Annotated in this window: 18 protein-coding genes and 1 pseudogene; all 19 read right to left on the bottom strand. The window is 45.5% G+C overall.

Annotation, left to right across the window (positions count from 1 at the left end; translation table 11 throughout):
• Positions 1 to 86: 86 nt before the first annotated feature.
• A complete protein-coding gene (gene pyrH / locus V6C21_RS08565) occupies positions 87 to 806 on the bottom strand; it encodes a UMP kinase (protein ID WP_034837745.1) in 720 nt (239 codons plus the stop codon).
• 251 nt (positions 807 to 1,057) lie between these two features.
• A complete protein-coding gene (gene tsf / locus V6C21_RS08560) occupies positions 1,058 to 1,963 on the bottom strand; it encodes a translation elongation factor Ts (protein WP_034837747.1) in 906 nt (301 codons plus the stop codon).
• 139 nt (positions 1,964 to 2,102) lie between these two features.
• Complete coding sequence (gene rpsB, locus V6C21_RS08555; protein WP_045085720.1) at positions 2,103 to 2,951, bottom strand: 30S ribosomal protein S2; 849 nt, start codon at positions 2,949 to 2,951, stop codon at positions 2,103 to 2,105.
• A 243-nt stretch (positions 2,952 to 3,194) separates the two neighbouring features.
• A complete protein-coding gene (locus V6C21_RS08550) occupies positions 3,195 to 4,367 on the bottom strand; it encodes a cation diffusion facilitator family transporter (RefSeq protein WP_034837767.1) in 1,173 nt (390 codons plus the stop codon).
• A gap of 619 nt (positions 4,368 to 4,986) precedes the next feature.
• The gene (locus tag V6C21_RS08545; protein WP_034837769.1) at positions 4,987 to 5,274 is read right to left on the bottom strand and encodes a YlmC/YmxH family sporulation protein; all 288 of its coding nucleotides are present in this window, start codon (positions 5,272 to 5,274) and stop codon (positions 4,987 to 4,989) included.
• A gap of 167 nt (positions 5,275 to 5,441) precedes the next feature.
• Positions 5,442 to 6,800 carry an ABC transporter substrate-binding protein gene (locus V6C21_RS08540; RefSeq protein ID WP_034837772.1) on the bottom strand — a complete coding sequence of 453 codons (1,359 nt, stop codon included), beginning with the start codon at positions 6,798 to 6,800 and terminating at the stop codon, positions 5,442 to 5,444.
• A gap of 367 nt (positions 6,801 to 7,167) precedes the next feature.
• A complete protein-coding gene (locus tag V6C21_RS08535) occupies positions 7,168 to 9,600 on the bottom strand; it encodes a glycogen/starch/alpha-glucan phosphorylase (RefSeq protein WP_479268863.1) in 2,433 nt (810 codons plus the stop codon).
• Positions 9,583 to 11,046 (bottom strand): annotated as a pseudogene (gene malQ, locus V6C21_RS08530) (4-alpha-glucanotransferase); the annotation flags it as partial. The pseudogene malQ and the gene V6C21_RS08535, both read right to left, overlap by 18 nt.
• Positions 11,047 to 11,139: 93 nt before the next feature.
• The gene (locus V6C21_RS08525; RefSeq protein ID WP_084228804.1) at positions 11,140 to 11,994 is read right to left on the bottom strand and encodes a carbohydrate ABC transporter permease; all 855 of its coding nucleotides are present in this window, start codon (positions 11,992 to 11,994) and stop codon (positions 11,140 to 11,142) included.
• Positions 11,994 to 12,836, bottom strand: a complete 843-nt coding sequence (locus tag V6C21_RS08520) for a carbohydrate ABC transporter permease (RefSeq protein WP_479268804.1) — start codon at positions 12,834 to 12,836, stop codon at positions 11,994 to 11,996. The genes V6C21_RS08525 and V6C21_RS08520 overlap by 1 nt, the downstream gene beginning before the upstream one ends.
• 254 nt (positions 12,837 to 13,090) lie before the next feature.
• Positions 13,091 to 14,104: a LacI family DNA-binding transcriptional regulator gene (locus tag V6C21_RS08515; protein ID WP_034837777.1), complete on the bottom strand. Its 1,014-nt coding sequence runs from the start codon at positions 14,102 to 14,104 to the stop codon at positions 13,091 to 13,093.
• 230 nt (positions 14,105 to 14,334) lie between these two features.
• Positions 14,335 to 15,105 carry an RNA polymerase sporulation sigma factor SigG gene (sigG, locus tag V6C21_RS08510; protein ID WP_034837779.1) on the bottom strand — a complete coding sequence of 257 codons (771 nt, stop codon included), beginning with the start codon at positions 15,103 to 15,105 and terminating at the stop codon, positions 14,335 to 14,337.
• A 130-nt stretch (positions 15,106 to 15,235) separates the two neighbouring features.
• A complete protein-coding gene (sigE, locus tag V6C21_RS08505) occupies positions 15,236 to 15,943 on the bottom strand; it encodes an RNA polymerase sporulation sigma factor SigE (protein ID WP_479268862.1) in 708 nt (235 codons plus the stop codon).
• A 62-nt stretch (positions 15,944 to 16,005) separates the two neighbouring features.
• Positions 16,006 to 16,920 (bottom strand): sigma-E processing peptidase SpoIIGA, encoded by a 915-nt coding sequence (gene spoIIGA, locus V6C21_RS08500; protein WP_034837782.1) that lies wholly within the window; start codon positions 16,918 to 16,920, stop codon positions 16,006 to 16,008.
• A gap of 207 nt (positions 16,921 to 17,127) precedes the next feature.
• Positions 17,128 to 18,330: an elongation factor Tu gene (gene tuf / locus V6C21_RS08495; protein WP_479268803.1), complete on the bottom strand. Its 1,203-nt coding sequence runs from the start codon at positions 18,328 to 18,330 to the stop codon at positions 17,128 to 17,130.
• Positions 18,331 to 18,457: 127 nt separating this feature from the next.
• A complete protein-coding gene (fusA, locus tag V6C21_RS08490; protein ID WP_479268802.1) occupies positions 18,458 to 20,539 on the bottom strand; it encodes an elongation factor G in 2,082 nt (693 codons plus the stop codon).
• A gap of 104 nt (positions 20,540 to 20,643) precedes the next feature.
• Positions 20,644 to 21,114 carry a 30S ribosomal protein S7 gene (gene rpsG / locus V6C21_RS08485; protein WP_479268801.1) on the bottom strand — a complete coding sequence of 157 codons (471 nt, stop codon included), beginning with the start codon at positions 21,112 to 21,114 and terminating at the stop codon, positions 20,644 to 20,646.
• A 165-nt stretch (positions 21,115 to 21,279) separates the two neighbouring features.
• Positions 21,280 to 21,711, bottom strand: coding sequence for a 30S ribosomal protein S12 (rpsL, locus tag V6C21_RS08480; protein WP_034841633.1), 432 nt, complete (start codon positions 21,709 to 21,711; stop codon positions 21,280 to 21,282).
• A 195-nt stretch (positions 21,712 to 21,906) separates the two neighbouring features.
• A complete protein-coding gene (gene rpoC, locus V6C21_RS08475; protein WP_034841630.1) occupies positions 21,907 to 25,428 on the bottom strand; it encodes a DNA-directed RNA polymerase subunit beta' in 3,522 nt (1,173 codons plus the stop codon).
• Positions 25,429 to 25,450 lie beyond the last annotated feature (22 nt).

The raw sequence follows: 25,450 nt of genomic DNA, 5'->3' as shown, positions 1-25,450 counted from the left end.
CCTGAATTTATTTAATTCCGCCCTGCCACGCGAAGTAGATTATGGCAGGGGTTTATAGTCAATCAGCAAAACAATTATAACAAATGTTATCCGCGGCGTTCATCTTTTACGATGGTTCCGATCTTTTCGCCCATTACCGCACGGACTATGCTATCGCGTTCCTCAAGATTGAAAACGAGAATCGGTATATTGTTATCCATGCAGAGCGACGTGGCAGTGGAATCCATAACGCCAAGGCCGCGGTTCAGCACGTCTATATAAGAAATAGTGTCAAACTTCTTGGCATTGGGGTTCTTTTTCGGGTCGCTGTCGTAAACGCCGTCAACCATTGTTGCCTTCATGATAATATCGGCGTCAATCTCCGCTGCCCTGAGTGCCGCAGCGGTATCAGTTGAGAAAAACGGGTTGCCCGTTCCGCATCCGAAGACTACGACGCGCCCTTTCTCAAGGTGGCGCATCGCTTTATTGCGGATATACGGTTCCGCAATCTGCTGCATTGTAATGGCAGTCTGAACGCGAACCGGAACACCTTGTTGCTCGAGTGCATCAGCAAGAGCGAGCGAATTCATAACAGTTGCGAGCATTCCAATATGGTCAGCCCTTGTTCTATCCATCTGCTCATTGCTGCGTCCGCGCCAGAAATTTCCGCCGCCGACGACAACTGCAACCTGGACACCTAATTTTGTGGTTTCCTTTATACCCTCACATATCTTTGTGACTACATCAAAGTTAAGACCAAAGTGATTATCACCTGCGAGCGCTTCCCCGCTGAGTTTTAATAGTATTCTTTTATATTTGGCTTGCATTTTTACACCTCTGTTTTTTTGCAAAGCTGTTTTGAACAGCCTTTGGGTTATACTTATTTTACATGAATTGAGCTTAGCTGTAAACCCCTAATGCGGTTTATGTAAACCAAATAATCGCCATAAATTAAAATTTAACAATTATTTTAAATTTAAACACATAAGCTCACAAAACAATCTCAAACATATATATCATTTTTCTCAAATCGGCAAAAAAAGAAGCCGTCAAATGACGGCTTCCTCTATTTTTAACATCACTTTACCATATTGGCGATTTCCTCCGCGAAATTGTCTTCACGCTTCTGGATTCCTTCGCCCTTTTCAAATCTTACGAACTGTACAATCTTTATAGTACCGCCGAGCTCTTTTGCAACCTTGTCAGTATACTTAGCAACGGTAAGTTCGCTGTCCTTTACATAGTCCTGCTCAACAAGGCACATTTCCTTATAGAATTTATTGAGACGGCCAGCAACAATCTTTTCGGCAATATTCTGCGGTTTGCCTTCGTTTATTGCCTGAGCAGTGAGAATCTTCTTTTCCTCTTCAAGAACATCGGCAGGAACGCTGTCTCTGTCAAGATACGGCGGATTGATTGCAGCAATCTGCATAGCGATATTCTTTGCATATTCCTCAAAGCCGTCTTTTGAAGCGACATCGGTATCAAACTTAACAAGAACACCTATGCGTCCATCGCCGTGGATATAGGTGATAAGATCGCCTTCCATACGGGCAAAGCGGCGAATCTTAATGTTTTCACCAATTGTCAGAACCTTCTCACGGAGCAGGTCCGCAATAGTCATATCGCTGTTCTTTGCCTTCATGGAGAGAAGGGCGTCAACATCTGCAGGGTTGTTGGCAGCAATTGTATCCGCACATTCCTTTACAAATGCCTTGAACTGATCATTCTTTGCAACGAAGTCAGTCTCAGCATTTACTTCGATAATAACGCCAACTTTATCAATAACTTCAGCATATACCAGGCCTTCTGCGGCAATACGTCCTGCTTTCTTCGCTACAGCAGCAATGCCCTTTTCGCGAAGATATTCCATTGCTTTATCCATATCGCCGTCGGCACTCTGAAGAGCTTTTTTGCAATCCATCATACCGCAGCCGGTTCTCTCACGAAGAGCCTTAACATCTTGAGCTGTAAATGACGCCATTATTAGACCTCCCAAACATTATATAGTATGCGCAGCTTTTCAAAATAAAAACAATCAAAAGCCTGCCTGTCGTCCAAGCAGGCTTTTTAAATTCAGCATCTCAGTATGAAGCGTTGAATATATATAAATCCGGCAAGCCTTATTCAGCCGCAGCCTCTGCAGTTTCAGCAGCTTCCGCGGTTTCTGCTGTCTCTGTTGCAGCAGCTTCTGCAGGTTCAGCAGCAGGTTCTGCGGCAGCTTCCACCGTCTCAGCCGCCTCGGCAGCAGCCTCAGTTGTTTCAGCAGCTCCTTCTCCGACCTGTTCGCCCTGTCTGCCCTCGAGAACAGCGTTTGCTATAATCGAGGAGATGAGCTTAACGGCACGGATAGCGTCGTCGTTGCCCGGGATTACATAATCAACCTCGTCAGGGTCGCAGTTTGTATCAACAATAGCGACTATCGGGATATGAAGCTTGCGGGCTTCGGAAACAGCGATGTGCTCTTTGCGCGGGTCAACAATAAACAAGGCAGCCGGCAGCTTCTTCATATCCTTGATACCGCCAAGGAATTTCTCAAGAATTTCGATTTCATGCTTTAACTTCGCGGCTTCCTTCTTTGTGAGAAGGTCGAATGTTCCGTCCTCTTCCATCTTCTTGAGCTGGTTCAAACGGTCGATTCTGCGGCGAATTGTGCGGAAGTTTGTGAGCATTCCGCCGTACCAACGGGCGTTTACATAGAAGCAGCCGCCGCGGAGAGCCTCTTCTTTAATGGAATCCTGAGCCTGTTTCTTTGTTCCGACAAACAGGATGTTTTCGCCGTTTGCAGCGAGGTCGCGGACAAACATGTAGGCTTCTTCAAGTTTTTTGACAGTTTTCTGCAGGTCAATGATGTAGATCCCGTTGCGCTCTGTAAAGATGTACTGAGCCATTTTCGGGTTCCATCTTCTGGTCTGATGACCGAAGTGTACGCCAGCTTCAAGAAGCTGTTTCATGGTAACGATTGATGACATTATTTTTCCTCCTTATGGTTACACCTCCGCGGCATCTTAATTTCGGCAGACCAAAACACCGCCCTTTTATTAAGGGTGGCGTTTAAGGCACCAAGCCGATTAACACCGCGTGCGTATTTGCCCGAATATTATATCACAAACCGCATTAAATTACAATACTGTCGGGCAATTTTTCCTGACTTTTGACGATAATGCGGTTAATTTTCCGCTTGTTACAGAATACAACAGGCTTGTGCCGATTTTCTACTGCGACGTATAATTCCTGTCAACATTTATTATGGTGTTATATTGAGCGTCTTTTTCCTTTACAGCCCTGTTGATTTTCTCAGATAAATCGTCTATCTCCTTTTTGGTGACTACGGTGGAATCGACGACTACATCAAAAATCACATTCTTAACGGCACCTTCGCCGACAACTCTGAAATCATGGTATGACAGAACCTCCGGAAAATCCTTTATCACACTGTCGACAACGCTTTGCGCGGATTTTACAACCTCATCGTCTTTATTGAGCGGGTCCATGTGAATGACAAGGATTATCCCCAATTCCTCTGAAAGGCGTTTTTCAGTGCTGTCGATAACGTCATGCACGCGCAGTATCGGCACATCGCACGGCACCTCCGCGTGGATAGTCGCCATAAACTTTCCCGGGCCGTAGTTGTGTATTATTAGATCGTGAACGCCGCTGACATATTCCGCCTCCAGCACGCCGTCCATGATCTTTTTCACCAGCTCTTTGTCCGGCGCTTCGCCCAACAGCGGACTCAGTTCCTTCCGGGCTATCGAAAAACCAGAATACAGTATAAAGAGAGATACCAATATACCCAGCCAGCCGTCTATCTGGATGTCTGAAAAAGCGGAAACCACAAGGGATGACGAAGCTACAAGCAGCACAAGAACATCGCTGAAAGCGTCAAATGACGAAGCTTTGAGCGCTGAAGAGCCTATAGCCTGACCCATACTCCTGTAAAAAGCCGACAGCAATAGTTTTAACGGTATCGCCGAAATTACTATGATAAATGAATCAAGGCTGAAGCTGACCGGAGATGGGTGAATTATCTTCTCCACCGACGTTTTGATAAACTCATAGCCGATAACTATGATTACCATGGCTATGATAATCGCTGAAATGTATTCGGCACGCCCATGCCCAAAGGGGTGTTCCTTGTCGGCGGGCTTATTTGCAACTTTGAAGCTTACCACAGTAATAACCGATGAGACAACGTCGGACAGGCTGTTAAAAGCGAATGCAATTATGGCAACACTGTTGACGATTGTACCAACAATCAGTTCCATCAAAAAGATGATGCAGTTGACTGTAATGCCAACAGCGCCTGATATCATGCCTGCCCTGCCCCTGACCTTTTCGTCAGACGGGTTCTGACCTTTTAATATTAACTCAACGATTCGCCGCAAAAATACATCCCCTTATACCTAAAATACCGTGATATAAGTAAACATTGTAGACATTATAGCACAATTACACATTTTGGGGCAACTGATAATAAGCCTACAGAATTTTTAAGCAATAGACGCATATTATTCGATTGCAACTATCCTATATGATCATTCATGTGATTATTTCAAATAATCGCTGCGTTTTGTCTTATTGTCTACTCTACCCTATAAAATACTTATGGTATAACTATATTATTTTCTTGCTGTTTTTGTTACTCAAGCAAATTGGTTTCTAGACGGCTCTGCTGTATCTGTTTTGTGGCGTCAGCTTTATTTTATACCTTACTTTCGTTGACGACGGAGATAGCGATAACGATAATGATAGACCGCAGGAATTAAAAAATACGCCCTCCTTTTGGAGGGCGTATTTTTATTAGTTTAACTTTAACCCTTATTAAATGAATTCGCTGTATAAATCATATTTAGGCAACCAAAAGGCCCCGCAAAACAGGACGATTATACAATATTTGTGCCGGCTGTTTATTTCCTTCGACTGATTTTATTGTCGGCGAATCTTTTTCGCTGGTATGTATTTCAATTTAGTGTTTTTACTTTTTTGGACATACCTACAGTACAGTTACTTAAAGAAATTGAAGAATGAACCTCTCAGTTTTCTGTGGCGGCGATACTGCAGGTCAACACATACAAGAATTGTGTCTTCGCCGATAGTCTGAATATTGCACCACGGAATTATGATATCCTCTTCGCGGCCGAAAAGCCCAAAAAATTTTGAGCGACCGTAGATTATAAGGGAGACAACCCGCCCGTCAGTTGCATCTATTTCAATATCACAGATATGTCCGAGATTGCATCCATCCTTAACATTTATCACTTCCTTGCGGCTTAGCTCATCTATCCGGCACATAAATACACCTCCGCCAAATATATGTCTCACTAACAGCATATTCAGCGGGGTGCAGCTTATTCCTGTCTTAACAAAAACCCGCCCGGCGCAACCGGCCAGGCGGGTGAAAAAGAGTGTTTACCGCGCATAAGGAATTGGAAACGTCTCAGCTATAATATCACTAATTCTTAGGCTTCTGACTCAACTTTCCATGCCTTAATTACAGTCTTGACAAGATCATCCCATGTAACCTTGCCCTGACAATACTGGAGCAATTGAGCGCCGAAAATATCCTTAAAGTTCTGGCTCGGGAAGGATTCAAATGTCCACGGAACGATCTTTACATCTGTTCTCTTCATCCAGCTAATGGTCTGCTGAGCAAGAGGATCCTGCGGTTTTTCGGAATCGGTAAAGGTGTTGAAAGGTGCAATGAAACCGAGGTCTTCTATGACATGCTTTTTACCCTCTGTGCTTGAGAACAGCCAATCGAGGAAGTCAAGCGAATCTTGCTGTTTTTCCTTTGAAACCTTGCTGTTGATTGCGAAGAAGTTTTCTGTACCGATGCAAAGGCCCTGTTGTTCTTCGCCTTCTATACCGGTATAAATCGGCATGAATTTTACATCGGTGTCTTTAATGACATTACCCTGAACACCGCTTATCTGTGACCATGCCCATACGCCGTTCTGGACCATTGCAGCTTTGCCGAGAGCAAATTCAGACATTGAGTCTGCCACAGACTTGCTGCCAAGCATCTTCTTATCAACGGTTGAGTTGTTGATATAGAGGTCAAATATATTTTTGTAGTTTTGATTATATTTAAAGGTAATATCTTTGGTGTTGATACCTGCGAGAACTGTATCGTCGTATTTAGTGTTTTCTTTGAATTCATAATAGAATGGGAGGTTTGCCAGATGTGTCTGCCATCTCCATTCCTCGCCCTTAGTGAGCGACGTTGAAGCAAATACGCCGTCAATGCCAAGCTCGCTCTTGTGCTTGGTCATATCCTCGACAACCTGCTTAAGTGTCTGGAAGTTCTTAATTTCGTCAGCCGAATTTATAGACACTGCCTTGTTGGGAAGTGCAAAATATTTTTTCATTATTGAGTCGTTGTAAATGATTCCGTAAGCCTCAACAGCGTAAGGAATGCCGTACACGCCGTCTCCATCTTTGATTGCAAGGCTCTTGTCCTGAAGATAGCTATACAGTTTTGATCCGGAAAGGTCTGCGCAATAATCTTTCCAGTTCTTGTATCCAACCAAGCCGTTAATCTGGAATATGGTAGGAGGATCCGACTTCGCAACTTCTGCCTTCAGCGTCTGCTCATATGTTCCGCTCGCTGCTGTAACAACTTTAACATGCACGCCGGTTTTCTTCTCATATTCACTGACGATCGCTTTGTACTTATCCGCAATTTCTGGCTTAAAGTTCAGGAAATAAATTTCCCGTGCCTTTTTGGAAGACGCTTGGTTTTTACTACATCCGGATGTCATACCCGCTATCAGACTTGCCATAAGAACTAATGCCGCAAGTTTTCTGATTTTTTTCATAATTCTTCTCCCTTTCATTAAGTAATTTACCGTTCCGGAAACGTTTCCGGAACCAAAAAAAATAAATCACACCGATTATAAGTAATGCGAGAGGTAAAGTACATTGTATTTTTACCAGCGTGCATATGTGTTGATGTCGATTAGGGATGAGCAAAATCGGCAACCGGCAAAAACGTTACCGGTAACGTTTCCGACCACTACATATGTTATCACACTCTCCTTTCAATGTCAATCATTTTTGTGAATTTTTTTATTTTTTTCCTTAGTAACGATATTTATCTGTGCAATATATATAATTTAAAGGCATGCGCTGCAGGCTGACAAAACTCTTGCGTGAATTCGTATCTACGGTCACCTGAGGCATATGTCACCAGGCAGAATTGCTCCATGACACTGGGTTGATATGCCAGATATCCTTTGCATATTCGCGGACAGTGCGGTCGCTTGAGAAAATGCCTGCATTTGCTACATTGATAAAGCATTTTCGGTCAAATGCAAGACGGTCTTTGTAGTCACGATTGGCCTTAAGTTTAGTTTCAAGATAGCTGTCAAAGTCATACAGCAGGAAATAATTATCCGCTGAATCGTAAGTGCCTTCCAGCAGGGCTTTGTACAGCTCCTTGAAAACGCCAGTATTCCCGTCGTCAAATGTACCGTCAACAAGTGAATCGACTGCCTTTTTAAGTTCGGGATTAGCCTGATAAATCTTTTTCGGGTCATAGTCTTTTCTTAAGCGTTCCAGCTCTTCAACTCTGGCGCCGAAGCAATAATTGTTTTCTTCTCCTGCCTGTTCAAAAATTTCGATATTAGCGCCGTCATAAGTACCGAGCGTAACCGCTCCGTTGAGCATCAGTTTCATGTTTCCTGTTCCGGAAGCCTCGGTTCCTGCGGTGGAAATCTGTTCAGATATATCAGCGGCCGGTATGAGCTTTTCAGCATAGGATACATTATAATTCTGCACGAATACAACCTTCAGACGATCTGAAGTTTCAGGATCCGCATTGACCTTTCTGGCAACCTCGTTTATGAACTTGATTATTCCCTTGGCCCTGAAGTAACCCGGCGCAGCCTTAGCGCCAAAGATACAAACCATGGGGTGGAAATCCGGCAGTTTGCCTTCTTTTAACCGGTTATAAATTGCGACGATTGACAGTGCATTAAGCAACTGCCGCTTGTACTCATGCAAACGCTTTATCTGCACATCATAGATAAAGCTTTCGTTAATCGCTATGCCTTCTTTTTTCAAGATTTCATCCGCAAGCTGACGCTTTTTCAATAACTTTATCTGTTCAAATCTGCGGAGCACTGCGGTATAATCTGCGAAAAGCTCAAGATTTTTAAGCTGCGAAAGGTCAGTAACCCAGCCATCGCCGATAAGCCCTGATATAAAAGCCGAAAGTTCAGGATTGCAAAGGCCAAGCCATCGCCGCTGCGTAATGCCATTCGTTTTATTCTGAAACTTCTGCGGTATCTTAAGGTACCATTCCTTGAACAAATCCTTTTTCAGTATTTCAGTGTGGATTTTTGCGACACCATTCACCGCAAAGCATACATAGACTGCAAGCCTCGCTGTATGCAGCATGTTGCCGCTTATTATTGCGCGGCGGTCAATTTCTTCCTGCGTACAGCCAGATGACCTAAGCTCGTTTAACAGCCTTTCATTGATTTTTTCTACAATACTCATTATTTCAGGCAAAACTGAACGGAACAGCTCCACATCCCATTTTTCAAGTGCCTCAGCCATTACTGTATGATTGGTAAAGGCAAACGTTTTCTGAGCGATTGAAAAGGCATCTTCAAACGGCAGGCCTTCACCTGTCAGCAAACGGATAAGTTCCGGAATTGCCATAACAGGGTGAGTGTCATTGAGCTGCACCGCAAAGTAATCTGGCAGCTTGCCGAAATCGTCACCATGAGCCGCTTTAAAACGGCGCAGTATGTCCTGCACGGAAGCGGAGGTAAGCAAATATTCCTGCTTTATGCGCAGCTTCTTCCCTTCCGGCCTATCGTCGTTCGGATAAAGCACCAGGCTTATGCGCTCTGCCTGCTCTTTTTCGCGCACAGCAGCCTCATATTGCTGGTCATTGAACAACTTAAAGTCAAACGGATTGACAGGCTCGCTCTGCCACAGCCTGATGGTGCTGACATATCCTGACTTGTAACCGACTACGGGCATATCGTAAGGCACTGCCCAAACGCTCTGGTCAGCGTATTTTACCAGCACCCGTTCATCTTCACGGCGAACGGACCACGGATCGCCCTGCGATGTCCAGTCGTCAGCTGTCTCCTTTTGGAACCCGTTTTCAAAACTCTGCTTAAACAGGCCGTAACGGTAACGGATGCCATAGCCCATAAGCGGCAGGCGATGTGCTGCCGCGCTGTCCACGAAGCAGGCAGCAAGCCTTCCAAGCCCTCCGTTTCCGAGAGCCGGGTCGTCAATTTCCTCGAGCCTGTTCAGATCGAAACCTTTTTCGCTAAGCTTTTGCTTTACTTCGTCAAGCAGGCCCATACAGTAGAGGTTGTTAAATACTACCCGGCCGATGAGAAATTCAGCCGAAAGATAGCAAGCCTGTTTTTGGCCCGCAGCGATTTCGGCTGTCCGCTTCCACATGGGGTAAACAGCATTCATCGCTGCCTGAGAAAGGCAGTTATATACTGTCACGGCATCGGCCTTATCAAGGGTTGTATACGCGTGGTTCCTGAGTATTCTCTCAAAGTCATTTAAAACATCCTGTGCCTTCGGTGCGTCCCCTAACTTATAATCTTCACAGCGCCGATAGGCATTTGCTATGCGCTTCATACGTTCTGCAAGCGATGACGTAAGCATTCCCTCATTAAGGCGCCATTTCCAGTTTATACCCACCGTTGACGGCGTATTCATTCTGGCACTTCCGTCAAGGCCCAACCAATCCTGTATCGGAATAACCGCCAGCGACGCAGTGCTGGCAAAGAGAGCACGGATAGCCGCATCTGCAAACTCAGACTGGTCCTCAATATTCAAGTATTCAAGGGCATATGCCCGCTCGCTCTCACTCGCGCTGTTAAACCAGCCAACCAATGTATCGTTGTCATGCGTACCGGTATAGACTACCATATTATTAGTATAATTATGTGGCAGGTGATGGCTGTCATCATGCGCATCGAAACCAAACTGCAATACCTTCATACTGGGATATCCGGTTTTGCGCAGAAGTTCCCGAACGCTCTCAGCGGTGCTGCCCAAATCTTCTGCGATTATTTCTACGCCGCCGAGGTGCTTCTTAACATAATCGAAAAACTCAATGCCCGGGCCTTTTTTCCAAGTACCGTATTCGGCCGTCTTCTCCCCGAAAGGAATCGCATAGTATTCATCAAATGCACGAAAATGGTCTATCCGCACAACGTCGTATAGTTTGAAATTCGCCGCAAGGCGCTTGACCCACCAGTCGAAAAGTTCTTTTTTATGTCCATCCCAGTCATAAACGGGATTGCCCCACAACTGCCCCGTCTTGCTGAAATAATCGGGCGGGACCCCAGCGACAAACGCCGGATTCAGCCTCTCATCAAGCTGGAACAGCTTTGTGTTCGCCCATACGTCGGCGCTATCATCCGATACGTAGATAGGCATATCACCGATTATTTTTATGCCGTTGCCGTTTGCATAGACACGCAGCCTGCGGTATTGTGAGAAGAAAAGATACTGCACATATTTCCAATACTCTATATTGCGGGCAAGCTTTTTCTGATAATATGCAACAGCTTGAGGAGCCCGGAATCGGATAGGCTCATCCCATTCCTGCCACGGCCTTTCATTGAAAGCCTTTTTGAGAGCCATGAACAGCGCATAATCATCGAGCCAGTACGCGTTTTCATTTTTAAACTTTGCATAATTCGGGTCATCAGCGCATCTGCTGCGCTCAAAGGCTTTTTCAAGCAGTGCAAACCGATTCTCATAAAGTTTTAAGTAGTCCACTGACTGCGGGTTTTCGCCCCAGTCAATTGACTCACATTCTTCTTTTTCAAGCAGGCCGTCCGCTATAAGCATCTCAAGGTCAATCATATATGGATTGCCTGCAAAGGTAGAAACGGATTGATACGGAGAATCTCCATAGCCGGTTGGAACAAGCGGGAGGATCTGCCAATATTCCTGACCGGCGCTTTTTAAGAAATCAACAAACTGGTAAGCGGCACGGCCCAGTGTACCTATACCGTATTTGGAAGGCAGTGCCGAAACGGGTAAAAGAACCCCGCAACTTCTCTTTTTCATATGCCTCATACCTCAATTCCGCCGCCTCATGCTACCCGGTTGTCAGTATTGATGGCGGCATGCAGATTTTTTTGCCGGAAAACGCTGCGCGTGTCAGCCCTTGACTGCACCCGCGACAACGCCTTCGATGATATATTTCTGGCAGAACATGTAAAATACAATTACTGGGATAATAGCGAGTACAAGCATAGCCATCATTGCACCCATATCTATAGAACCATAGCCGCCCTTCAAATACTGTATCGCAATCGGAATAGTCTTATAATCCGAACCGATCAGCAGAACAGGGAGCAGGTAGTCGTTCCAAATCCACATGATATTCAGTATTGCTACCGTGATTGCTATTGGCTTAAGCAGAGGGAAAATAATCTTGAAAAATGCCTGTATGGGGCCACAGCCGTCGATTATTGCGGCCTCTTCGATCTCAATGGGTATTGATTTGATAAATCCGCAGTAAAGGAAGGTTGAAAGGCCAGCGCCAAATCCCAGATATATCGGAACAATACCTATTGGATTGTCAAGATGCAGCATGTTAGCAAACTTCGTCATAGTAAACATGACCATCTGGAACGGAACAATCATGGAAAACGCAAATAAGTAATAAACACCAGAAGAAATCTTAGAATGTACCCTTGTGATATACCATCCGGTCATAGCAGTAAACAAAACTATCACAATAACTGAAAAGAAGGTAATATACGCCGACCAACCAAAAGCGCTCAGAAAACCTACCTTTTCCATGCCGTCGGTATAGTTTGAAAGTCCCACGAATGTTTCTGAGTTTGGAAGTTCAAAGGGACGTTGGCTTATAATGAACTGGCCTTTAAATGAATTGATCAGTATTATTAACAGTGGAAGAACAAACAGAATGGACAATACAACAAGCAAGGCAAATATTATGTAGTTACCTGAATTCTTGGTTTTTCTGCGAATCATAGTGTTTTCCATCAGTTCTCAACCTCCCTTTTCCTAGATATTGCAAGCTGTGTGAGCGCTATAATAGCAACCAGAATCGAAAACAGTACCGCTTTTGCTTGCCCAACGCCTTCCCAGCCTATTCTGTTGTAAAATGTGTTATAGATATTAAGTGCAAGCATCTCAGTCTGTTTTGAAGGAGCACCTGCAGTCAGTGCCAGGTTCTGGTCAAACAGCCTGAAGGAATTTGTGAGGGTTAAGAAGATACAGATGGTAAATGACGGTCTGACAAGCGGCAGCGTGACGTGGCGCATAACCTGTAAATTAGTTGCGCCGTCCACTTTTGCAGCTTCAATGAGGTCACGCGGTACATTCTGAATTCCCGCAATATAGATGACCATCATATACCCTATTAACTGCCAGTTCATCAGCACTACGAGACCCCAAAAACCATATTTCGGATCCATGGTAAGCGTCGCACCGAATTTGCCGAGAACACCGTTGATGATAAGCTGCCATATATATCCGAGTACGATGCCACCTATCAGGTTTGGCATGAAGAAAATCGTGCGGAATACATTAGTTCCACGCCTTCCGCCTGTAAGTAATACTGCAAGCAAAAAGCCGAAAATGTTTATAGTCACTACAGAAACTACTGCAAACGCAGCAGTAAACCCAAGCGCATGGGCAAACTCCTCATCAGCAAAAGCCCGGACATAATTCCGCAGCCCAACCCAATGGGCATCAGTGACCGTCGTGAATTTACAGAAGGAAAGAATAATGCCTAAAATAAACGGAATCAAAAACGCAATGAAAAAACAAACTAAAGTAGGCAGAACGAATATAGCAAAATATTTTCGTAGTTGCTTTTCCATAATGATTACTCCTTATCTGGCTTCGATAACAGCGCCGGCACAGCGCTCGTCTTAGGCTCAATTAAGAGCCGCCTTGGTTCCTCTGTTCGTACATACAACTTTCACATGGCGCATGCATCTCTTTTCTTAACCATATATAGACTCTCTATCACCTAATGCCGATTTCATCTAATTGCCGGAAACGTTTCCGGCAATAGGCATACCTATGTCCTGGCAATCCGGGCCTTGTCCGGCCCGGATTGCCGACCGGAATCTTATATTCTTTTTACAGAACAGCCTTTAATCATCTCTGTTTCGAGCTGGATTTGATTGCTTTCTATTTTCTCTCCATTTATTAGGCGGATCAATATATCAACGCTTATCCTTGCAAGTTCATTTGCTGGCTGTTTGATTGTAGCAAGAGTCGGATTATAGAAATAAGCCATGTCAATGCCGTCATAGCCTATAATCGAAATATCATCCGGTATCTTAAGTCCTGAATCAGTGATTGCTTTCGCGGCTCCAATAGCCATAATGTCAGACATAGCTAAAACCGCCGTTATCGGAGTCCCCGGGAAAAGCAAACGCGACATTGCACTGTAGGCATCAGACAGCGAAAATTTTGATTCAGCATAGAACCGCTCATCGAACTCTATTCCATGTTTTCTTAAGCTTTCCATCGCGCCTTCAAATCGCAAGTCTATGCCGTCTCTGTTGCCGCGTTCGCCGCCGATAATCGCAATATGCCGGTGCCCGTTCTCGACAAGATAATCCATAGCCATAGCAGCCGCTGCACGGTCATCGACGCACACGCAAGCCTTATTGCAGTCCGGCGGAAGAGGGACATAAACCGTCGAAACAACACACGGAATACGGAATTTAGTCAATTCCTTTTCAAACCTGCCGGCCGTACCCCCGAGAAAGATTATGCCTTCCAGCTTTTTTTCAACATTGAGTTTTGAAGCCTCGCTGATTTCGTCACTTCGTTCATCTATATAATTAACTAAAGCATTATATCCATGCTTTTCGAGGTCCTGCTGCATTCTTTCAATAATAACTTCAAAGAATGGGTTCGCGCTGCCTTTTACTACAATGCTTACATTATTTGTAGCATTTTGCTTGAGAATTTTCGCATTTTGATTCGGTGAATAATTATATTTTTCAACAATAGCAAGAATTTTTTGTTTAGTTTCTTCGTTGACATCTGGATAATTATTCAACGCTCTCGAAACAGTGCTGACACCAACGCCAGCAAGCTGCGCGATATCCTTTATTGTTAGTGGAGTCATAATATACCACTCATTCACAAAATCGTTTCCGGTAACGTTTCCGCTAACTAAATCATATCACAGTCAGTCCTTAATTGTCAATGATGGATTTTGCAATTTCAAAACAATTTCTGCAGCCATTTTTTAATATTCTTTTTCCACTTATCAGCGCTTATGAACCCCACAACATTGGGGCGGGAAGTTATATGGAACAAAAGACGGAACTGCAATGAGCAGTTCCGTCAAGTTTTTTATATTTGTTTTTTTATCTTTGAAAGGGCACCCTTTTCAAGCCGCGAAACCTGTGCCTGTGAAATGCCAATCTCGGCGGCCACCTCCATCTGCGTGTGCCCTTCAAAAAATCTCAGCGACAGGATGCGCTTTTCCCGGTCTGTCAGATGACTTATCGCCTCCTTAAGCGCAATTTCATCAAGCCAATCGTCATCTTTGTTATTATCGCCTATTTGATCCATTACATATATAGTGTCGCCTCCATCAGAATAAACCGGCTCGTAAAGCGACACCGGTTCCACCACCGATTCGAGGGCAAGGACAATTTCCTCTTTGGGAATATCCATCGCCTTTGCGAGTTCTTCAATTGTCGGCTCTCGCTGCTTTTCATTTGTCAGCTTTTCCTTGCACTGCATCGCCTTATATGCTATATCACGCATTGAGCGCGACACCCGCACCGGATTGTTGTCCCTTAAATATCTTCTGATTTCTCCGATTATCATCGGAACTGCATAAGTGGAGAACCGGACATTCTGAGAGAGGTCAAAATTATCAATTGCTTTTATAAGCCCTATACAACCGACCTGAAACAGGTCGTCTAAATTTTCTCCTCTATTTGTAAATCTTTGTATCACACTGAGAACCAACCTGAGGTTTCCGTTGATAAGATCTTCGCGCGCTTTTAAGTCGCCTTGTCTGGTCTTTTGCAGCAAATCCATTTTCTCAGCTTCAGTCAGAACTTTTAGCTTTGATGTGTTGACACCGCAAATTTCTACCTTGTTTAATTGCATATCGGCCCCTCCAGTGCTGGTAATACTTTTCATTTTCAGTATTACCTTGTAAGGGACTTTTAATACCGCTATTCTGAATATTTGGGGCCATCTATGCGATTGTAAATATTGGTAAACAAATTGCGGCCTATCAGCTCACTCTTTCGATTTCCTTGCGAAGCCTTGATATTATGCGCTTTTCAAGCCTTGATATGTATGATTGTGAAATTCCGAGCGTATCCGCCACTTCTTTTTGGGTGCGCTCGACGCCGTCGCAGAGGCCGAACCGCATTTCCATAATTGTTCGTTCGCGCTTTGAAAGGTGGTTAATCGCGTCCTCAAGCAGCGATTTCTCAACATCTTTTTCAATATTCTGATGTACTACATCGCTCTCTGTCCCGAGGACGTCGGAAAGCAGCAGCTCGTTGCCATCCCAGTCTATATTAAGCGGTTCATCAATTGAGACCTCATTTTTCAGCCCCGAGTTTTTCCTCAGGAACATGAGAATTTCGTTTTCGATGCACCGCGAGGCATAAGTTGCAAGCTTTATATTCCTTGAGGGGCAAAATGTATTGACCGCTTTTATGAGTCCAATCGTCCCGATTGAGACCAAGTCCTCAACGCCAATGCCCGTATTTTCAAACTTCTTTGCGATATATACGACAAGCCTTAGATTATGAACAATCAGCTTATTTCTGGCTCCTGCCGCCCTATCCTCATCTTTCATGAGGTTGCGGAGACATTCTTTTTCCTCCTCCGTCGCAAGCGGCGCCGGAAGCAGCTCCGGACCATTTATATAATAGACTTTGCGATTTAAAATTCTCGCGGCGGCAAGATTTAAACTTAAATTGATTCTCAGAAGTATTTTTTTAAATATCCCGAACACAAAACCATCTCCAGTATAAAGCAGATGCATTACATTTATTTTTGCGACTTTGCCGCTTTCTGTATCTGAGGAACCGCTTTTCTGAAAATTCTCGGATTCAGCAAAGCGCTGAAACTGCCGTCATCAGAAAACTTATGGTCTGAGACTGCTACAAGGACGTCGGTACATTCGATGTCTGCACCTTTTACTACGAGTTTATCCGGACGGAAAGCCGGTAATACCCCGCCTGCACTGCCGACGGATTTGTATGGTATAACCCTGAACCTTTTATTGAAACCTGCTGCTTCCAAAACCGACGGGTCTGCCATAACCCCTGTTTTATAGCAGTGCCTCAGTGATTTGGGAATCAACTTCTCAATCTTTGAATACTCTGCTATTATTACTGGCGTGCCCGTCAGCGAGTCGCAGAGGTCGTTGCCGTTATCAAGCAATGCGTCCATTGCGGCCGCAGTGCCGTTGAGATAAATTTCTGTCTCATAAATATCGTCTGTATGTACATTTCTATGATAAAACTTTGAGAAAAGATGTATCGCAATATAGCACCCCGCACTTGTCAATATCAACAACATCGGGGAAATGTCCATATATGTAACGCCGTTTCTGACGTTCAACACAGGCGGCGCCAAAAAATACTGGATAGCATACATAGCACCGCCGAAAAGCATGCTGATAAGATAAAAATTGAAAAGCAGCACAATAAAATGCTTCAAACTATGTATTTTGAACGAGATGAATATTATTACAGCAGAGGCAAGTAGTTTTGAAACTGCCGTATACATGAAATTTAACTCTGGGAAAAATATAAATACCGCATACAAGGCGCCGAAAACTGCGCCCGCAAATATCCTTAGCCTTTTGCAGTTTATCTGCAGCAAACTGGCGACCGCAAGTGCTATGAAATAGTTTATAATCAGGTTAATTATAAACAAAACATCTATGTATACGGTCATTATTCTTTCCTCAGCAATATTTATTTGCTCTTAAAAATATCAGGGATTCACATTCAATCCAACGTGATATCGTAGCGTTGTATAACTATTATATGCCTGTCTTGTTGTTTAAAGGTGTCGTTTAATGGTACAAATGTAAAATTGAGCATAAAAAATCCTCCGCTTAAAAAGCGGAGGATTTTTAAGCATATTTAAGCCGTTATTCAATTAGTCATAAACAGCTGTTACCATACCTGAGCCTACTGTACGTCCGCCTTCACGGATAGCGAAACGCAGACCAACTTCGATAGCAATCGGAGTGATGAGCTCAACATTCATGGTAACATTGTCGCCAGGCATGCACATCTCAGTGCCTTCCGGCAGAGTGATGACACCAGTAACGTCTGTTGTACGGAAATAGAACTGCGGTCTGTAGTTGTTGAAGAACGGAGTATGACGGCCGCCCTCTTCCTTAGTCAGGACGTAAACCTGGCCAGTGAACTTTGTATACGGATGAATTGATCCAGGTTTGCAGAGAACCTGTCCACGCTCGATTTCATTTCTCTGAATACCACGGAGAAGTGCACCGATGTTGTCGCCGGCTTCTGCGAAGTCAAGAGTCTTACGGAACATCTCAAGACCTGTGATAACAGTCTTCTTGCGCTCTGTTGTAAGACCGATAATCTCAACTTCTTCACCGAGCTTGACAGTACCACGCTCAACACGGCCTGTAGCAACAGTACCACGGCCTGTGATGGTGAATACGTCTTCAACAGGCATAAGGAACGGCTGGTCGTCTTTACGTTCCGGAGTCGGGATATACTTATCAACAGCATCCATCAGTTCGAGAATGCTCTTGTATTCAGGAGCATTGATATCTGTTGATGTGCACTCGAGAGCCTGGAGAGCTGAACCCTTGATGACCGGGACTTCGTCGCCAGGGAACTCGTACTTCGTGAGCAGGTCACGAATTTCCATTTCAACGAGCTCGAGAAGTTCAGGATCGTCGACTTGGTCAGTCTTGTTCATATAAACGACGATATACGGCACACCAACCTGACGGGCAAGAACGATGTGCTCACGAGTCTGAGGCATCGGGCCATCAGCAGCGGAAACGACGAGAATAGCGCCGTCCATCTGAGCAGCACCAGTGATCATGTTCTTAACATAGTCAGCATGACCCGGGCAGTCAACGTGTGCATAATGCCTTGCATCTGTCTCGTACTCAACATGAGCGGTGTTGATTGTGATACCGCGCTCTCTCTCTTCAGGAGCCTTATCGATCTGGTCATAAGCCATATACTCAGCTTTGCCCTTGAAACCGAGAACCTTTGTGATAGCAGCGGTCAGGGTTGTCTTACCATGGTCAACGTGACCAATCGTACCGATATTAATGTGAGGTTTGTTTCTCTCAAACTTAGCCTTTGCCACTTTTTTGTCCTCCTTATAAAACACTATTATTGCCCATACTACTGATAGAACAATTTTATCAGTATTGCCCTAAAATTTCAAGTAGTAACGGGCTGATTACATAGATAATTAATCAAAACTAAAATTATTACTCTTTTTTGCCGCGTTCGGCCATAATCTTTTCCTGAATTGACTTCGGTACTTCGATATAATGGCTCGGCTCCATAGAGTACTGTCCGCGTCCCTGTGTCTTTGAACGCAGGTCTGTTGCATAACCGAACATCTCTGCAAGCGGGACATAAGCTGTAATCTGCTGTGAACCCGGTCTTGCGACCATGCCTTGGATCTGTCCGCGGCGGGAGTTCAGGTCGCCGATTACATCGCCCATGTACTCCTCAGGAACAATAACGACAACCTTCATAACAGGCTCGAGGAGTACCGGGTCAGCCTTCTTCATGCCTTCCTTGAATGCCATTGATGCGGCAATCTTAAAGGCCATTTCAGAAGAGTCGACCTCATGGAAAGATCCGTCGTAAAGTGTTATCTTAACGTCGACAACAGGATAGCCGGCAAGTACACCAGACTGCATTGCACCCTGTAAGCCAGCGTCAACAGCAGGAATATATTCCTTCGGGATGGCACCGCCGACAATGGCGTTGACAAACTCGTAGCCTTTGCCGGGTTCGTTCGGCTCCATCTTAATCTTAACGTGACCGTACTGGCCGCGTCCACCTGACTGACGTACATACTTGTGTTCTACATCGGCTGGCTTGCGGATTGTCTCTTTGTAAGCAACCTGAGGTTTACCGACATTAGCTTCAACCTTGAATTCGCGGAGCAAACGGTCAACGATAATCTCAAGGTGGAGCTCACCCATACCTGCAATAATGGTTTGTCCGGTTTCTTCATCAGTATAGGTCTTGAACGTCGGGTCTTCTTCAGCGAGTTTTGAAAGTGCGATAGCCATTTTCTCCTGACCCGCTTTAGTCTTCGGTTCAATAGCTACGCGGATAACAGGCTCTGGGAATTCCATTGATTCAAGGATAACCGGATGCTTTTCATCGCAGAGGGTATCACCGGTTGTGGTATTCTTCAGACCGACAGCGGCGGCGATGTCGCCTGCATAGACAGTATCTATATCCTGTCTGTGGTTCGCATGCATCTGAAGAAGACGGCCTAATCTTTCATTGCTGTCTTTTACTGAGTTGTAAACGGTGTCACCGGCGTTGACTTTACCGGAATATACGCGGAAGAAGCACAGCTTTCCGACGTACGGGTCTGTAGCGATTTTGAATGCAAGAGCAGCAAACGGTTCATCGTCGCTTGCGTGACGTTCAACTTCCTCATCAGTTTTTGGAACTTTTCCCTTTATTGCGGGAATATCAGTAGGAGCCGGCATATAGTCGACAATAGCGTCGAGGAGCTTTTGAACGCCCTTATTCCTGTAAGACGTACCGCAGGTAACCGGAACAAGCTTGTTCGCGATTGTTGCAGCACGCAGAGCCTTCTTAAGCTCTTCTTTTGTAATCTCTTTGCCCTCGAGATACTTGGCCATGAGCTCATCATCGGTTTCAACAATCAGTTCAACCATTTCCTGATGATACTGCTCAGCCTTTTCCTTCATATCATCGGGGATTTCTTCAACTCTCATATCTTTGCCGAGGTCGTCGTAATAAACGTCCGCGGTCATGTCCATAAGGTCGATGATGCCTTTAAAGCTATCTTCACTGCCGATGGGAAGCTGAATTGGAACAGGTGTACACTTTAAGCGCTCCTTCATCATGTCGATAACACGATAGAAGTCAGCACCCATGATGTCCATCTTATTGATATATGCCATACGCGGAACGTGATATTCCTCAGCCTGACGCCAAACGGTTTCAGACTGCGGCTCAACACCGCCCTTGGCACAAAATACTGTAACTGAACCGTCAAGCACGCGAAGTGAACGTTCAACTTCAACTGTAAAGTCAACGTGGCCCGGCGTGTCTATAATATTGATCCTATGGCCCTTCCAGAAGCAAGTCGTAGCAGCAGAAGTTATGGTAATACCTCTCTCCTGCTCCTGCTCCATCCAGTCCATCGTCGCCTCACCATCATGGACTTCACCGATTTTGTGCGTTTTTCCAGTGTAGAAAAGGATACGCTCGGTTGTAGTCGTTTTGCCGGCGTCGATGTGGGCCATTATGCCAATATTTCTTGTTAATTCCAGTGGAACTTCTCTTGGCATAGTGTCCTCCTTAAACTACCAATACGTGTGCATACGGCGCGGCAAAAATATATTGCATGGTTTTGCGCCGTATAAGAGTTTCTTTCTGAGGCTGGAAGGCACTTTTACCACCTGTAGTGTGCAAACGCCTTATTAGCTTCAGCCATTTTATGTGTATCTTCTTTCTTCTTGACAGCGCCGCCGACGCCGTTAACAGCGTCGAGTATCTCTGCGGCAAGTCTCTCACGCATAGTCTTTTCACTTCTTGCGCGGGAGTATAATGTTAACCATCTAAGTCCGAGCGTCTGGCGCCTTTCGGGGCGAACCTCTATAGGAACCTGGTAAGTTGCACCACCTACGCGGCGTGCCTTAACCTCAAACACCGGCATTATATTTTCCAAAGCCTGCTCGAAAACTTCAAGCGGGTCTTTTCCGGTCTTTTCTTTTACTATCTCGAAAGCGCTGTAAACAATTTTCTGCGCAACGCCCTTCTTGCCATCGATCATTATATTATTTATAAGACGGGTAACAAGCTTTGAATTATACAGTGGATCTGGCAAAACATCGCGCTTTGAAACGGAGCCTCTTCTTGGCACTTCGCTTCCCTCCTTCACATTATGAATTCACAGGTACTCGAACACATATTCCTTTCGGCATTTTGTGTTCGTGATGCTAGCAGAGGCAAAAAACATACAGGATTCATTTTGAAACCTTCATATATTTTAAACTGCCGCTGCGTGGCATGATAACTCATTTCAAAATTACTTCTTGGCTGCGGAACCGGCCTTCGGCTTCTTAGCACCGTACTTAGAACGTCCCTGCATACGATTTGCAACACCCTGGGCATCAAGAGTACCGCGGATGATGTGATAACGCACACCAGGCAGGTCCTTAACACGGCCGCCGCGAATCAGAACAACGCTGTGCTCCTGAAGATTGTGACCAATACCAGGAATATAGGATGTGACTTCAATACCGTTTGTAAGTCTTACCCTGGCGATTTTACGCAACGCTGAGTTAGGCTTTTTCGGTGTCATAGTCTTTACTACTGTGCAGACACCGCGCTTTTGCGGAGAATTCTGGTCGATATAGATATGCTTCTTGGTATTGTACCCCTTCAAAAGAGCAGGAGCCTTGGCCTTTTTCTCGACAGTTTCTCTGCCTTTGCGTACGAGCTGATTAAAGGTTGGCATATTGCACCTCCTCACTTTAATATTTTCCAATAACATGGTTTTTATGTGAAAGCGGAAAATAACCGCTAAACACGCCTTGGATTGCTTAAAACGGATGTTATGGTGTTTCGTTAAATTACGAAACACCATAAATCAAGGACTTTTTTGATGAATTTAGTCAACCTTTCAAATTGTATCATCACGAAGCCTGTTTTGTCAAGCCTGTTCTTCTACTTCAATATCAACATCGCGGTAGCATTCCATACCGGTTCCTGCAGGAACAAGCTTTCCGATGATAACGTTTTCTTTAAGTCCCAGCAGCGGGTCAACCTTGCCCTTGATGGCGGCTTCGGTGAGAACCCTTGTTGTTTCCTGGAAGGAAGCAGCCGACAGGAACGATTCTGTAGCAAGAGAGGCTTTTGTAATACCGAGGAGCGTCGGTACATAGGTGGCTTCGCGGAGACCTTCTTCACCATTACGGATACGCTCGCGGATCCTTCTGTTTTCTTCCTCAATTTGCGGCAGTTCAAGCAGTTCGCCCGGCAGCAGGTTAGTATCTCCCGGATCATCGATCTTAAACTTGCGCATCATTTGACGAACGATAACCTCGATGTGTTTATCGTTGATATCAACACCCTGCATACGGTAAACTCTCTGAACTTCCTGAATGAGGTAATCCTGAACCGCCTCTGGACCGTTTACTGCCAAAATGTCGTGCGGATTGACGGAGCCTTCTGTCAGGAGGTCACCTGCGGAAATCCTCTCGCCTTCTGAAACCTTAATTCTGGAGCCGTAAGGAATAGAGTAAGTGCGGGAGTCTCCTGTTTCAGGATTTGTGACGATAACCTGACGTCCTTTCTTATCCTCAAACATGCTGACGACGCCATCAATCTCAGAGATAATAGCAAGGTGCTTTGGTTTACGAGACTCGAAGAGTTCTTCAACACGCGGCAAACCTTGTGTAATATCCTCGGCACTCGCGATACCGCCGGTGTGGAAAGTACGCATTGTAAGCTGTGTACCGGGTTCACCGATGGATTGTGCTGCAATGATACCGACGGCTTCACCTACGTTGACCGGCTCGCCATTGGCAAGGTTCGCACCGTAGCATTTAGCGCAGATACCGTTCTTGGACTCACAGGTGAGCACTGAACGAATCTTGACCGCTTCTATGCCGGCCTTTACAATTCTGTTCGCCGTCTTTTCGGTAATCATGACGTTGCGCTTGGCTATCACTTCACCCGAATCCGGATCAATGACATCTTCAGCCGGATAACGTCCTATAAGTCTGTCAGTCAGCGGCTCGATCATCTCATTGCCGTCTTTGATCGAGTGGACGGTTATGCCTTTGCTTGTGCCGCAGTCCTCTTCGCGGATAATAACTTCCTGCGAAACATCGACAAGGCGGCGGGTCAGGTAACCGGAGTCCGCAGTACGAAGAGCCGTATCAGCAAGACCCTTTCTGGCACCACGGGATGAAACGAAGTATTCCAATACGTTAAGGCCTTCACGGTAGTTAGCACGAATCGGAACCTCAATGGTGCGTCCGGACGTGTTAGCGATAAGTCCGCGCATACCGGCCAACTGTCTTATCTGGTTGATGGAACCACGAGCACCGGAGTTCGCCATCATGAATATCGGGTTGAACCTGTCGAGGTTGTCGGTCAATGCGTTTGTGACCTTCTTTGTCGTTTCATCCCAGACTTTAATGACATGGTCGAAACGCTCTTCCTCGGAGAGCAGGCCGCGGCGGAACTTTTTGCTTATATCCTCAATCTTCCGTTCTGCTTCGGCAATGAGTTCCTTCTTCTGCGGAGGAATTACGGCGTCGGAAACAGAAACTGTAATGGCGCCCTTGGTTGAATACTTATAACCCTGTGCCTTAATCTTATCAAGCACTTCCGCAGTAACGGATGTTCCGTGAACTGCTATGCACTTCTCAATAATTTTTCCGAGTTCTTTCTTGCCGACGAGGAATGCGATTTCCAGATCAAGCATATGCTCTTCGTCGGTTCTGTCAACATAACCGAGATCCTGAGGAATCGGTTCATTAAATATGATACGACCGATTGTGCAGTCGATAATACGTGATATCTTCTTGCCGTCTATCTCTTTTTCTACCCTTACCTTAATAGGAGCGTGGAGACCGACGACGCCTGAATGATAAGCAAGGAGGGCTTCTTCAAAGCTGCGGAATACCTTGCCTTCGCCCGGCTCGTTCGGCATTATGATAGTCAGATAGTAGGAACCGAGGACCATGTCCTGAGTAGGAACAGTAACAGGGCGGCCGTCAGAAGGCTTCAACAGGTTGTTAGCAGCAAGCATCAGGAAACGTGCCTCAGCCTGCGCTTCTGCCGAAAGGGGAACGTGAACAGCCATCTGGTCACCGTCGAAGTCCGCATTGTAAGCAGTACAGGTAAGCGGATGAAGCTTAAGTGCACGGCCCTCAACGAGAACAGGTTCGAATGCCTGTATACCGAGTCTGTGCAGAGTAGGAGCACGGTTTAGAAGAACCGGATGCCCTTTGATTACGTCTTCCAGCGCGTCCCAAACCTCGGTCTTTGCGCGTTCTACCATCTTTCTTGCGCTCTTTATATTATTGGCAGCACCTGTTTCAACAAGGCGCTTCATAACAAACGGTTTGAACAGCTCCAGAGCCATCTCTTTCGGCAGGCCGCACTGATACATCTTCAGTTCAGGGCCGACGACGATAACCGAACGTCCGGAGTAGTCAACACGTTTACCGAGCAGGTTCTGGCGGAAACGTCCCTGTTTACCTTTCAGCATATCTGAAAGCGATTTCAACGGTCTGTTGTTCGGGCCTGTAACAGGGCGTCCGCGGCGTCCGTTGTCGATAAGGGCGTCGACAGCTTCCTGAAGCATTCTCTTTTCGTTGCGGATGATAATATCCGGAGCTCCAAGCTCAAGGAGCCTCTTGAGTCTGTTATTACGGTTGATAACCCTGCGGTAAAGGTCGTTTAAATCCGATGTTGCGAAACGTCCGCCGTCCAACTGGACCATCGGGCGCAGGTCCGGCGGAATGACAGGAACTGCTTCCAGAATCATCCACTCCGGCCTGTTGCCAGAAAGGCGGAATGCTTCGACAACTTCCAGACGCTTAAGAATCCTTACCCTCTTTTGACCGGTTGAATTCTTCAGCTCTTCTTTAAGCTCTGCAGAGAGCTTTTCGAGGTCGATTTCAGCAAGCAGCTCTTTAATGGCCTCGGCACCCATGCCGGCCTTGAAATCGTCCTCATATTTTTCACGCATGTCGCGGTATTCTTTTTCGGTAAGAAGCTGCTTTTTCTCGAGCGGTGTATTGCCCGGGTCGATTACGATATAAGAAGCAAAGTACAGCACCTTTTCCAAAAGGCGCGGGGATAGGTCAAGAATAAGTCCCATTCTTGACGGAATGCCCTTAAAGTACCAGATATGTGAAACTGGGGCTGCGAGCGCGATATGGCCCATGCGCTCGCGGCGAACCTTTGAGCGGGTTACTTCAACACCGCAGCGTTCGCAAATTTTGCCCTTGAAACGGATACGCTTATATTTTCCGCAATGGCACTCCCAGTCCTTCTGCGGCCCGAATATGCGTTCGCAGAAAAGGCCGTCACGCTCAGGCTTTAAGGTTCTGTAATTTATTGTCTCTGGTTTTTTAACCTCACCATAGGACCATTCATAAATTTTTTCGGGAGAGGCAAGCCCTATCTTAATCTTATCAAATACACTAAATTCCACAAAAGCCGACCCCTTACATTTT

This window comes from [Clostridium] cellulosi, from assembly GCF_036762875.1.
GTDB classification, from domain to species: Bacteria; Bacillota; Clostridia; order Oscillospirales; family Ethanoligenentaceae; genus Ruminiclostridium_D; species Ruminiclostridium_D cellulosi.
Note: the sequence above shows the minus strand (reverse complement) of the source record. Positions and strands in the feature narration are given on the sequence as shown.

Excerpts from the sequence above, each read along its gene's own strand:
- pyrH (WP_034837745.1), bottom strand. The coding sequence starts at position 806 with ATGCAAGCCAAATATAAAAGAATACTATTAAAACTCAGCGGGGAAGCG.
- tsf (WP_034837747.1), bottom strand. The coding sequence starts at position 1,963 with ATGGCGTCATTTACAGCTCAAGATGTTAAGGCTCTTCGTGAGAGAACC.
- rpsB (WP_045085720.1), bottom strand. The coding sequence starts at position 2,951 with ATGTCATCAATCGTTACCATGAAACAGCTTCTTGAAGCTGGCGTACAC.
- V6C21_RS08545 (WP_034837769.1), bottom strand. The coding sequence starts at position 5,274 with ATGTGCCGGATAGATGAGCTAAGCCGCAAGGAAGTGATAAATGTTAAG.
- V6C21_RS08540 (WP_034837772.1), bottom strand. The coding sequence starts at position 6,800 with ATGAAAAAAATCAGAAAACTTGCGGCATTAGTTCTTATGGCAAGTCTG.
- V6C21_RS08535 (WP_479268863.1), bottom strand. The coding sequence starts at position 9,600 with ATGAAGCGCATAGCAAATGCCTATCGGCGCTGTGAAGATTATAAGTTA.
- V6C21_RS08525 (WP_084228804.1), bottom strand. The coding sequence starts at position 11,994 with ATGGAAAACACTATGATTCGCAGAAAAACCAAGAATTCAGGTAACTAC.
- V6C21_RS08520 (WP_479268804.1), bottom strand. The coding sequence starts at position 12,836 with ATGGAAAAGCAACTACGAAAATATTTTGCTATATTCGTTCTGCCTACT.
- V6C21_RS08515 (WP_034837777.1), bottom strand. The coding sequence starts at position 14,104 with ATGACTCCACTAACAATAAAGGATATCGCGCAGCTTGCTGGCGTTGGT.
- sigG (WP_034837779.1), bottom strand. The coding sequence starts at position 15,105 with ATGCAATTAAACAAGGTAGAAATTTGCGGTGTCAACACATCAAAGCTA.
- spoIIGA (WP_034837782.1), bottom strand. The coding sequence starts at position 16,920 with ATGACCGTATACATAGATGTTTTGTTTATAATTAACCTGATTATAAAC.
- fusA (WP_479268802.1), bottom strand. The coding sequence starts at position 20,539 with ATGCCAAGAGAAGTTCCACTGGAATTAACAAGAAATATTGGCATAATG.
- rpsL (WP_034841633.1), bottom strand. The coding sequence starts at position 21,711 with ATGCCAACCTTTAATCAGCTCGTACGCAAAGGCAGAGAAACTGTCGAG.